Below are 11,929 nucleotides of genomic sequence, written 5' to 3'. Positions count from 1 at the left end.
TCGGCCACGAAGTGATTGTCTCCTTCCTGGATGGCGACCCGGACCAGCCGATCATCACCGGCCGGACCTACCACGCCACCAACACACCGCCGTACGCGCTGCCGGAACACAAAACCCGGACCACCCTGAAAACCCAGACCCACAAGGGTGAGGGCAGCAACGAACTGCGGTTTGAGGACGAAGCGGACAAAGAACAGATCTACGTGCACGCCCAGAAGGATCTGGACCTGCTGACCGAGCACAACCGCACCGAAGTCATCAAAAACGACAGCCACCTGACGGTGGAGAATGACCGCTTCGCCCATACCAAAGGCAACAGCCACCACACAGTGGATGGCGAGAAGCGAGAGCAAACCGGCAAAGACCAGAGCTTCAATGTAACCGGCACTCTGCACCTGAAAGCCGGTACCGCCTGGCTCAGTGATTCCGGTACGGAGCTCCACATCAAGGCTGGTCAGAAAGTCGTGATTGAAGCCGGGGCAGAAATCACCCTGAAAGCTGGCGGCAGCTTCGTGAAGATCGATCCCAGTGGCGTGGCCATGGGGGGAGCGAGTATCAAGATGAATGCCGGTGGGGCTAAAGGGAAAGGCAGTGGGCAGAAGGTGCAGGTGCCGGAGAGGCCAGGGTTGGTGGATAGCGGTGGTGCGTATACCGAGCCTGCTGCGCTGGCCACGGTCGGCCAGAGAACCAATGCGCAACCGGATGCCCAGATGCTTGCGCTGCAGGAAGGTAAAGCCCTGACCTCCATTTGTCAGGCAGAAGAGACCACATCGGGAGATGGGGCCAATGCTTGATGTGTTCAAAGTGCCTTCAACAACCAGCGCTCAGTTTCAGGACATGCATTTCAATTATGTCCTGATCGATGGCAGCAAACGTGCCGAGGCGGAACGCTGGCTGTACGAGCTTGTTGACACTCCGGACTATCGCAATCTGTTTGATGGCACCGAATGGGCATCGATTCGCGATGTTGCACCGTTGCTGGTGCGTACTGAACGGGGCCATCCGTTGTTGGAGCGACTGTCTCTGGAGGGAAAAACAAAAGAGTGGGGCTACGCGATCGCCAGCGATGAATCGTTGGGCGCGCTAGCGGATCATCTACGTGGCTTTATCACCATACACCACCCTTTGGGCGACAACGTCATGTTGCGGTTCGCCGACCCCATCGTTGCACGGGTCCTGTTGGCTTCTTCCGGTGATGGCGGGGTGCCCGAATATTGGTCTCCGTTCTCTGCGGTGAAGCTCCCGGACGCCCTATGGGATGGCTGGCACCTTCAGATACGCCCGGACTGGTTGCCGGAGGTTGGCGTTGGCCGGAACGCGGAGAATCGTGTTTCATTTCGGCTGGGTGAAGTCACCCTCAGCGGTTTAAGGGACACGGATCGACGCGCAACGCTGGTCAAACTGATGCAGCACCTTGAGACCTATTTCCCGAGCAGGTTTGCGTCGAACGTAAGGCCGACTGTAGTAAAGGATCTTCGGACCATCATGGAGCAGGCGTTGGCCAATGGCTATGAATCGCTACAAGCCTTGCTCCACTGGGGTACCGTATACGGTTATCTGGGAGAGCTGTCGCGGTGGGAAGCAGCAGCTCCTGGCATTTATGACCTTTTCCATCGATGGCCAGGAATGGCCGCAGAAGCCCAGGCCAGAGAAGCGGCGATGATCGCTATGTCCTCTGCTGGAACCCAAGTGCAAGGAGCGCCGATCCATGGGTAAACAACTCACGAATCCCATAGCCGCCGCCGACCGCGCAAGCCTGGCAAACACTACGACTCAAGGCGCCTGCCCATTGACCCGTGCGGATATTCAGTTGATCCCGGTACGATACGCTTATGCCAATGAGGCGGCGGAACACCCCTCATTGGAGCCCCGCTTCAACCTTGAATTTCAGCCGATTGGCATCCGCCAGATACGGGATGGTTACCTGTACTTGTTCCATTCCGATGCCCCCGACATTCTGCATGAATACGAAGTCAAAGACGGCGGGGCGGTCACCAAGCGGTTATGGCAAGGTAACGAGGCCGCCCAGGATCAGCGTACCGGAACCCCCGATACACCGGCTATCGTGGTTCCGCGCAGGGGGCATGTGGATGTCTTTTTCTCGGCCACACAGCTGACCGCGAAAAAGTGCAGCATGCTTATTAGCTGGGACGATTACCGTCGCCAGGTGATGGAGCGAGTGAGCTTATCTGGCTACTGCCCCATCAACGGAAAGCCCCAGTTGTTGAGCAAGGCAAGTCTGGAATCGCTGCTGACCCACCCCGACACACAAAACGTGCCCATGGATGGGAAAACCCCGTTACCCTCCTGGTATTGGGCCCAGAATACACTGGATACCGGCTCTGAGCCGTTCGCCCATCGATTACCAGCTTATGATCTGGACCATGCGTATATCGTGGTTGATGATTTTATGGGCCACATCGACGACCTGCTGGATGCCTGGGCCATTGTGGATACCAACCATAACGCATGGTTGGAGGCAGAGGACGCGAAATACTATCCGGCGCGCTTCATCAGCGATCTGATTCGATTGGATGACGACCGAGTGGCTGAGTTGGCCCGCGCGTTTTCGAAACAGGTTGAAGATGAAGATGCCAGGGCATTGTTTGAAAAGGTTGCTGTGGGGAGCCGCGACCAACATGTCCAGTTGAAGGAACTGATCGAAGACTTCCCGGAATACCAGCAAAGCGCCCGGAAAGTCGCCGGCCCCGCCACCTACAACTATATGCCGTCGGACCACGAGCGGGTCACCAGAGTGCGTGACGCCGCCGACGCGCTGGCGATGGAAATGGGACTGTCTCAGCGCGAATTGCTCAGTATCGTCGAATCCATGTCGGACTATCAGTCCAACCTTGTTGATGGCTCCGATTTCGGTGGCGAGCAAGGCATTGCGGATCTGGTGAAACTCGACGACATGAATGCCTATCTGGAACAGGCTCAGCAGCATCTCTCGACATTCTCCGAAGAGAAACAACGGATCGTCACGGATATTCAATCTTTGTTGGCCACCTTCTACCTTCATGGTCACCTGTATGACCGGGAAAGCGATGCCGACTACATGGCGCTGCTAAAGATGGACAACGGTCTGATTGCGGTGCTCACGGAGTGGGCACAAGCATCGGGTGATTTTTCATTCCTGAAGCAATTCTACTTTGAGGAGATCGGGCATCAGCATTTGATCTCGCTGGACCTGAAACCCGAGATCATCCCCGGCACATTGAAAGACGTAATCGACGGCCTGAAAGCCATAATGGGTGCCAAGCAAGCTCCTGCCGCATACAAGGAATGGGTTGAGCTGGTTGAGCAGAGTCCCCATTTGCAATTCCCGTCCCTCTCGGAGGGCGCAGCCGCACAACTCAGCCACCACCTGGCTCAGCTCAACATCGCCGGGCGATTGGCGGTATTCGAGTTGGTTCAAGCGGCGGATGCCGCCGATTTGCATGGCCGCCTAAGGCAAGTGTTTGAGCGCATGGATCCTGGCCTGCGGGCCCACATTTTCGAGAACCAGAGGCTGTACCAGGTTGACCTGAAGATTGCCGATGTCGACAGTCTTACCAGGCATGAATCTCTCGTGAAGGAAATCGAACGGCTGGCCAAGTTGCGTGAGGAGGTTTTGGAGCGGGAAAATCGCCTTCAGCAGCGGTATAGCGAGGCCAGCACCCGAGACCGTCGCCGATATAAACGAGAGTACGACGAACAGATCCGGGCCATCCGGGCTCGAAAGCAAGAGCTGACCAATCAGCTTCGTGAGCGAGGTTTTCAACTGATGGATACCTCTCCGCTTGAGGGGGAAAACCACAGCGGAGCCCTCCTCATCGGTGGGTTAACCCGGACCGCCTACGGCCGTGCGGTGCAATCCGAAGTCGATGAACTGAAACGCCTGAGAGACCGGGGCGGGCTTACCCGAATGATGGATTACGGCCGGGGCATGATCCACGGACAGGATACTCTGGATCTGCCGAAACGAATTGGTGGTCTTGGGCTTGTGTCGTTTATGGGATTGGTTGGGGCTGTTGGAACATGGGACGCCCTTAAAAAACTGATAAATGATGATCCAGATGGAAGCTGGGAAGATGCGTTTTCCGGAGCTGCAGGCACAATCGGCGCGGCTGCCAGTGTTTTGACCATCGTCGGCAGTGCCCGCCTGAATTATTACTACCACGCCATTTCCCAGGCGGATGAGGTTCTGACGAGGTTGGCACGAGTGAATGTGTGGGGGGGAACCGTTGCGGCTTGGGCGGGATTTTTCTCGGCTGGCGCAGATGGCATAAAGCAGTTTTTCTCCATGATTGACAGTAACAAAAGTGGTGGGGAACGGGCTGGAGCTGGGCTAACGTTAAGCGGTGATGGTTTGCTTGGAACAGGTAGCTGGCGAATGGCTAGAACCGGAACTGCCGGTATCTACCACGTCCTCCGCAAAACCTCTGCGGACATCACTTGGAAATCGGTCAATCGGGGAATGCTGTCGTTGGCCGGTGGTGTGTTCAGGGGGCTGAACGTTTACCTGTGGATAGGCACCGCTTTGGTCTGCATAGGCAATTGGGTACAAAGCTATTATAAACGCACAGACGTGCAGCGCTGGTGTGAGCAGAGTGCCTGGGGCAATGACGCCAAGGGTTGGGATACGGATCAGCAGCGCCACGAACTGGCCAAGGTCATTTACCAACCCACTCTGTCCGTGATGGCAGAACAAGCCGCGTTGGATGGGCACACAAGTTATTGCGCCTTTCGCATAGAACTACCCGGATTGAGTTCGCTGGAAGTGGATAACATGGAATGGGCAATCCTGCGTCAGGAAGGTACGGCCTGGGACCCAGACCACGACTACTGGAATCGGGCCATTACTACCAAGAGCATGGGCGTGGCAGGCGTTGCCCTGGAGTTGTCCCTGACCGGGGCTGACTTGGATACGGCCGATGGGTTCTATTTGGCCTTCCGCTACAAGGCAGCAAACTCCCCCAACTGGTTGCCAGAGACAGGCAAGGCGTACCATTACAAGCTGGCCTTGCACGAGCAGGGTAATTTGCCGATGGTCGGAGCCAACGGAACGAGAGAGTGGCAGCCGATAACGCCTCTGGATGCGCCGGACACTCGATTGACCGCGTTGATTATCAAATACCATACCCTGATAAGTGACCCCACTAAGTCGTGACTATGACCAAAGCTAACGAGAGCCCATCACCAACTCAAACTTCGCCTGAGCCCGATTGGGAAGTCGGAGTGCGCCGAACCACCAAGGATGGTCGGTTACTGGCCCTGAGTCCGAAACCGGTAACGACAGGAGAGCGGGCGGTGGACGTGAATTCCTGGATTCGACGAAAAACCGAAGGGTGGCTGGATTTACAGCATGGCAACTTGTTGTTCGGCGCCGAGTTTTCCCTAATGTTCTTGAGCTTGAGTTTGTTATCCATTGGTTTCTTAGGGTTCGGTTTTATGTTCATAGTAGGGCCGAATCAGTTCGGTCACTGGGACTGGGAAGCACCACTGTTCATGCTTGTCGGAAATCTCTTGATCTCTCTGCCGTGGGGACTGTACATGCATTTCCTGGGTAACAAAGCAGTGAAAGAAACCCCACCAGTGAGGCTGAACCGACATCGCCGGGAAGTGGCTATGCCACGCTGGATAGAGGGGAAGGAATTCAAGCTGCCATTTTGGAATGAGAATGCAGCCGGATTTGCTTACATGCTTACTGCTTTCACAATAGCCGCCACTCTATATGCTCCTGTGGGCCTAAAAAATAACCCTCCAGAATATGTTCAAAGTGTACGAGATTATTTGCTAATAGCTTTGGGAATCGAAGTCTTAATGGTAGGGGCCTACCTCTATTTCGCCCTCCGCCTAAAGAAAAAACATGACCCCAAACTCGTCTACGAAATCTACCCCTGGGAAAAACTGGTCGCCTACATCGAAACCCGCCAGGACATCGGCCCCGGCCTGATGGCCACACATACGGTGCTCACCCTGGCGATTCCGAAACCCAACGACCCGGAATCGGCCCTGGCCGCTGCTAGCATCAACGCCGGCCACGAGACGGCCGGCCTGGCCCAGTGGGAGTGTATTCGTCAGTTTATGGAAAACGGCCCAGAAGCCTGCCCGGATCCGAAGGAGGATGAAACCCTGGCCCACTACAAAGCTAAATGCCGCCAAGCCCGGAAAGACATGTCCTTGTTGCCCTGGCTGGGCAAGAAAGTGGGTGACTGGTTCTTCCAGCGATACCTGGCCCACATCATCACCGAACGCCGAATCAAGACCCTGGCCCTGAAGAGCCTGCCCGAGGAACTGAAAGCCTGGTCCGCGCCGTTGCCCAAGGAACAGTGGGCCAAGCCCCCTAAGGAACTGCAAATCCTCAACCAGCAACTCACCCGCGCCTACGAACGCGGCCTTCGTTTCACCGGTATGGGGCCGGTATCCCAGTGGCAAGCCAAATATGACGAAAAGAAGCAACAGAAGCGGGGACGGGGTCGTTACCAGGCCAGGGCGTCTTATTGAATGAATGGGATGACAACCGAGGCCCACTACGCAGACACGGCCTATCTCAGCCCGCCAGCAGGATAACCAGACCCGTCTGTGGCGACACAAATGGACATAAAGGCCAAGGACTATGCTGCACTTCAGCACGATCATTACCAGGCCCAAGGCTCTGGCGAACTTCCTTTTTGGCCTCGCCGTTATCGCGCTTTTTTCGCCTTTACTACACGCCCGCCCTCCGTCTATACCATTGGCAAACATTTATCATGAAGGCATCAGGCTTGAGGACTACTGGGTAAGCGAAAAACTGGATGGAGTCCGGGCGTATTGGGACGGTAAACGCCTGTGGTCCCGGGGAGGTCATGTATACCGGGCACCGGACTGGTTCACCGAAGGCTTTCCGAGCCAACCGCTTGATGGTGAACTCTGGGGTGGGCGGGAAACGTTTTCTGCGTTGTCGGGTGTGGTGCGAAAGAGTCAGCCGGTCGAGGCGGAATGGCGAAATGTTCTCTATAAAGTGTTCGATCTGCCACAGCGCGACCAGGTTTTTGAAGAGCGTTATACCCACCTGAGAGCGCTGGTTGAGGCATCCGGTTCTCGCTATCTCTCGCTGGTAGTCCAGCGTCCGGTCAGAAACCACGAATCCCTGATGAACCAGCTGGAGACGGTTGTCGCGGCTGGTGGAGAAGGGGTGATGCTGAAACGCAAAGCCAGCCTCTATCTGGGTGGCCGTTCGGACGACCTGCTTAAGGTAAAACCCTACCAGGATGCTGAGGCTGTTGTTGTCCGCCACATCCCCGGAGACGGTAAGTACGAGGGTATGATGGGCTCATTGTTGGTTGCATTGCCCAGTGGCAGGCAATTCCGGATCGGGACCGGCTTCTCCGACGCTGAACGTGCCGATCCGCCACCGGCTGGACAGACCATCACGTTTAAATACCATGGCCATACTTCAACGGGGTTGCCCCGGTTTGCGAGTTATTTGCGGGTGCGAGAAGACGAACCCAAATGACACCACGCTTTTGCCCGCAGGGACAACCGACCCGGCGTGAACGGGTGTAGACTGGTCGAAAAGTAACCGTCTAATAGGCTTCTGATGTCATCACCATCCATCTCTCAATGGCAACGCCATGCCAGTGCCATCGCCAGTGGCTTTCTTGGGGATTGGCTTGAGTCCCGAAATAATGCGTTGGCGGTGCCGATGACCATACTTCATCAGGGACGTGAGGTTGATCCCCGTAAGCCCGGAATTGAGGAGGCTTCTGAGACGGTGTGTCTGTCTATCCACGGTTTGATGGAGCTGGAGTCGGTCTGGCGCCTGTCCGCATCAGGCGAACAGACCTATGCAACGGGCTTGTCTGACAGAATACCCGGTGGTGTTACGGATGTGATGCTTCGATACAACACCGGGCGGCCAATTTACCGCAACGGTGAGGATCTGGCGGCGCTTCTGGAAACGCTGGTCGACGCCTGGCCGGTTCCGGTAAAGCGTCTGATTCTGCTTGGCCACAGCATGGGCGGCTTGTTGATCCGAAGCACCTGCCATTACGGCAGGGTGGCGGGACACCGCTGGGCTGAGTTGCTTGGGGATTGTGTCTATATTGGATCGCCTCATGATGGCTCATGGCTCGCCCGTGGCGCCCATGCGGCTGCTGGCCTGCTCAATGAGATGCCCAGGGATTACCTTCGCGTTGTGGGCGAGGTGATTGATCTTCGCAGCGAAGGTATTCGCAACCTTACCCGGGGCGAGGTGCTTGCCCGGGGTGTGGAGGAAACTCCGTTGATGCCGGGCGTTCGGCATTTCGTGGTGTGTGGCTTGCTGGCGCGTTCCCGAAAGAATCCTGTGAACGCCTTGTTTGGTGATGCTCTGGTTCACGAGAGCAGCGCCCAGGGGCGGGAAAGGTCCGGCTGGGAGCTGGCAGGCATTGCCACGTTTTCCGGCGTCGATCATATCCGGCTGGCTCATCACCCGGAGGTGGCAAAACAGTTGGAGGCATGGCTGGTATGAATGATCAATCCAATCAGCAACGAAACTGGTGGCTCGGGGTTCTGGACATGGCGGCCGAGGGGGCAGTGCATGGTGCCTTGAAACTGGAGCGGGTACACCTGGCCATCGCTGATGAGTCGTTCGGGATTCTTGAACGTATTCCGGTGACCCGGCCCTGGGCGAGGGTTGTTCGTACCTCCCATCACGGACTATCAAGGCTGTGTTATGGCGCTGTCAGAGTGAGTGCGCAAGGTGTTGGGTACGCGGTTTCCGCATTGTCCCCGGATGCCTTCCGGCCGCTTGATCAGGATCAAGACCAGCAACCGTCGCGCGCCATAGACTGAGTTCCAAAGAGCAACAGAACCAGTCAGGAGAACGCCGACGATGTCATTACAAAAGCATGATCTGCTCCACGAGCTGCCGGAATCCCGGGAAGCCATCCACCTTCTGAAGGCCAACAGCAACCATTTCGCGAAACTTTTTGATGAGTACCATGATTTGGACCACGCGGTGCACCGGATTGAAAGCGGATCAGAAAGCACGTCTGATGAGTACCTGGAAGATCAGAAGAAAAAGAGGTTGTTCCTGAAAGACCAGCTTTATTCGATGATCCGGGAATATGAAGCATCTGCCGACACCTGACATAGAAATCGAATAAATTGGTCAAATTGTAGTCACTTTCGGGTAATGCTCCTTGTGGAAACTGAACGGGCAGTATCGTTCATTTCACAAGGAGCAGGTTATGAAGTTACGCATTATCACTATGGCGGCATTGTGCTCGCTGGCGTTCACCTCAGCACAGGCAAAATCACCGAATTCCACAGATCGCGGCCTGCATCACGGCCATCATAAAAACGTGTTGGTTCAGGTTGGTCCGCGTCCGGCCTGGTTGGTCAACAACATGGACGATGGCGAACTCAAAGAGGCGCTTGAATCCTGCAAGGTGTCGAAGTTCAAGTCTACCGAGTTCTCTATCGGCCACCGCGGAGCGCCGCTGCAGTTCCCCGAACACACGAAGGAATCCTATATTGCAGCGGCTGGCATGGGCGCCGGTATCGTTGAATGTGACGTAGCCTTTACCAAGGATCGTGAACTGGTGTGTCGTCACGCCCAGAATGATCTGCATACCACAACCAATATCGTCACGATTCCTGAGCTCAATGCCAAATGTACACAACCGTTTGTACCTGCCGATCCCGCATCGGGTACCCCGGCCCAGGCGGAGTGTCGGACCAGTGATATCACACTGGCCGAGTTCAAATCCCTGAAGGGCAAGATGGATGCCTACAACCCGATGGCCACTACCCCGGAAGAGTACGTGGGCGGCACGGCTGACTGGCGTACAGATCTTTACGCTTCCAGCGGTACGCTGCTCAGCCACCGGGAAAGCATAGAGCTGATTCGCTCGCTGGGCGCCAAGTTCACACCGGAACTCAAGTCCCCGGTGGTGGAGATGCCGTTTGAGGGGGATTACACGCAGCAGGATTACGCGCACCAGATGATCCAGGATTACATCGATGCGGGTGTAAGCCCTCGCGATGTCTGGCCCCAGTCGTTCAACCTGGATGACGTTCTGTTCTGGGTAAACGAGACGCCCCGTTTCGGACGCCAGGCCGTGTTTCTCGATCAGGATTCCCATACTCCGGAGAACACGTCTCTGGCCTATATGGAAAGCTTGAAAGCGCAGGGCGTGAACATTCTCGCTCCAGCCATCTGGAAGATGCTGACACTGAATAGCTACGGTGAGATTGTTCCTTCCGAGTATGCGGAAAATGCCCGTACGGCTGGTCTTGATATGATTGCCTGGTCCCTGGAACGAAGTGGTCCGCTGGCAAATGGTGGTGGTTGGTACTATCAGTCCGTGAGCGATGCGATCAACAACGATGGCGATATGCTCAAGGTGGTTGATGTCCTGGCGCAGGATGTCGGCGTTATGGCGATCTTTTCTGATTGGCCGGCCACCGTCACCTACTATGCAAACTGCATGGGAATGGTGAACGGTCGATAAGATTGAAGGACGGCGCCTCTGTGGCGCCGTCAAATCTTAGATTCAGGGAGTTGCCGCGGCCCGGTTTGTGTGTCGTATCTGTTCCATGGCACCCAGACTGGTAAATACGTCCAGGCTGCTTACCGGTGCGCCGGTATCCTGGCCCTGAACATAGTAGTCGGGCATGTCGATGGTGACGTTTTTCAGAGCAGGGTACATAACTTCTGCAATATCCCGCTGAATTTCAGCCATATAGATATCCCGGGCTGCCTGTTTGGCCAGCAGGTGGGCTTTTGCTACTTCCGCTTCAGCCAGCCCTTGCTCCCGGATTGCCTTTGCTGCATAGGTTGCCGCTTCTGCGTTAGCCTTCTGGATGTCTCGCTCGGCGACAGAAATCTCAAGCTGCTTCTGTTTCTCCAGCACTGCAACAGCTTTTTCCTTTTCTTTGCGAACTCGCTCAAGTTCAGCTTGCTGGCGTTCCATTTCCACTTCTTTCTGTTTGGAGATAATCGCCAGTTCCTTGCTGCGCTGGGCATCCTGAATTGCCCGGGCTTTCTCGATTTCCTTCTCTAACTGTGCGGTTTTCGCTTCAGCGCGGGCTGTTTCCTGAGCCTGGATGGCAGTGATGCGCTTGGCGACCAGGTCTTTCTTTTTGACCAGAAGGTCATCCAGTCGCTTTTCTGGTAGCGGGCGACCAATGGTCACCTGGCGTACCTGAATACCGTAGGAGTCCAGGGGATTGGCAATGCGCTTGGCCTGTCCTGAGCCGTCTTGAAGAATGATGTTCTTCCAGACCAGTTGAACTTTGCGTTCGAGTTTGTCGCCATCCTCGTTGTCTGAGGAAACGGCAGCGAGATCTGTCTGTTCAACCTCAACCTGCTGGCGTTCGGTTTCATAAAGGCCATTCTGAAGCTGATCTTCCAGCTGGACTTTGAATTTGTTGAGTCCACCCTGGAAGAACTCTTCGCCGGTGTATTGGGTTGCTGTGACAACAGTAACGTTCTTGGCGTTCTTGATGAGTAGGGAATCAATGAGATTGTCGTAGCTCCGGAATTCCCGGTGCATGGCAACGATCTTTTCCGGATCGGCCGACAGGCGGAAGCGGAATGTAGCGGGTATCCGTGCAGTGTAGGTATCGGCAAACTGCACCTCGACCTCGGTCAGTTGCCGGGTGGATTTAATTTTTTCACCGCTTTCCTGGTTGCCGAAATTAAGGGTCATTGCCTGGTTGTAGGTGTAGACGTTGGAGAAAAACGGCACCTTGAAGTGAATGCCCGGTTCAGAGAAAACCCGGATGCTGCCGAACAGAGTGTCCTGCACGACATAGGTATACCCAAGCTCCGTTGTGAAGAACGAGGACATAGCCAAGACGACGGCAAGCAGAGAGCTGACAATGCCGATGAGATACTTTTTAAGACCATTCAGAAATGCGGGTAAAAGGGCATCCATCCGTGATGGAACTGGGGAATCCATTCGATACTCCTGGT

General features: G+C 55.5%; 10 protein-coding genes. 9 read left to right on the top strand and 1 reads right to left on the bottom strand.

The annotated features are described in order from the left end of the window. From FWJ25_RS16690 to FWJ25_RS16650, 9 genes are all read left to right on the top strand, one after another. Positions 1-794, top strand: a 794-nt coding sequence (locus FWJ25_RS16690) for a type VI secretion system Vgr family protein (RefSeq protein ID WP_368732302.1), incomplete at its 5' end; no start/stop codon positions are given. After that, positions 787-1,716, top strand: coding sequence for a DUF4123 domain-containing protein (locus FWJ25_RS16685; protein ID WP_188093653.1), 930 nt, complete (start codon positions 787-789; stop codon positions 1,714-1,716). The genes FWJ25_RS16690 and FWJ25_RS16685, both read left to right, overlap by 8 nt. Further along, positions 1,709-5,152 (top strand): toxin VasX, encoded by a 3,444-nt coding sequence (locus FWJ25_RS16680; RefSeq protein ID WP_149601400.1) that lies wholly within the window; start codon positions 1,709-1,711, stop codon positions 5,150-5,152. Before FWJ25_RS16685 ends, FWJ25_RS16680 begins: the two co-directional genes overlap by 8 nt. 140 nt (positions 5,153-5,292) lie before the next feature. Beyond that, on the top strand, positions 5,293-6,489 hold the full coding sequence (locus FWJ25_RS16675) for a hypothetical protein (RefSeq protein WP_149601399.1): 1,197 nt from the start codon (positions 5,293-5,295) through the stop codon (positions 6,487-6,489). Positions 6,490-6,601: 112 nt separating this feature from the next. Next, positions 6,602-7,480, top strand: a complete 879-nt coding sequence (locus FWJ25_RS16670) for a DNA ligase (RefSeq protein ID WP_149601398.1) — start codon at positions 6,602-6,604, stop codon at positions 7,478-7,480. A gap of 84 nt (positions 7,481-7,564) precedes the next feature. Beyond that, a complete protein-coding gene (locus tag FWJ25_RS16665) occupies positions 7,565-8,476 on the top strand; it encodes an esterase/lipase family protein (RefSeq protein WP_149601397.1) in 912 nt (303 codons plus the stop codon). Beyond that, a complete protein-coding gene (locus tag FWJ25_RS16660; protein WP_188093652.1) occupies positions 8,473-8,799 on the top strand; it encodes a hypothetical protein in 327 nt (108 codons plus the stop codon). Before FWJ25_RS16665 ends, FWJ25_RS16660 begins: the two co-directional genes overlap by 4 nt. Before the next feature lie 40 nt (positions 8,800-8,839). Beyond that, the gene (locus FWJ25_RS16655; protein ID WP_149601396.1) at positions 8,840-9,097 is read left to right on the top strand and encodes an HP1242/YdcH family protein; all 258 of its coding nucleotides are present in this window, start codon (positions 8,840-8,842) and stop codon (positions 9,095-9,097) included. 100 nt (positions 9,098-9,197) lie between these two features. Then, entirely contained in the window at positions 9,198-10,463 is a 1,266-nt protein-coding gene (locus tag FWJ25_RS16650) for a glycerophosphodiester phosphodiesterase family protein (RefSeq protein ID WP_149601395.1), read from the top strand. 42 nt (positions 10,464-10,505) lie between these two features. On the opposite strand, the gene FWJ25_RS16645 is transcribed toward FWJ25_RS16650, so the two are convergent. Further along, on the bottom strand, positions 10,506-11,915 hold the full coding sequence (locus FWJ25_RS16645) for an SPFH domain-containing protein (RefSeq protein WP_149601394.1): 1,410 nt from the start codon (positions 11,913-11,915) through the stop codon (positions 10,506-10,508). Positions 11,916-11,929: the final 14 nt, after the last annotated feature.

Source organism: Marinobacter salinexigens (assembly GCF_008370345.1).
Classification (GTDB): domain Bacteria; phylum Pseudomonadota; class Gammaproteobacteria; order Pseudomonadales; family Oleiphilaceae; genus Marinobacter; species Marinobacter salinexigens.
The sequence above is the reverse complement of the archived record's forward strand: the minus strand, read 5'-3'. Positions and strand labels throughout refer to the sequence as shown.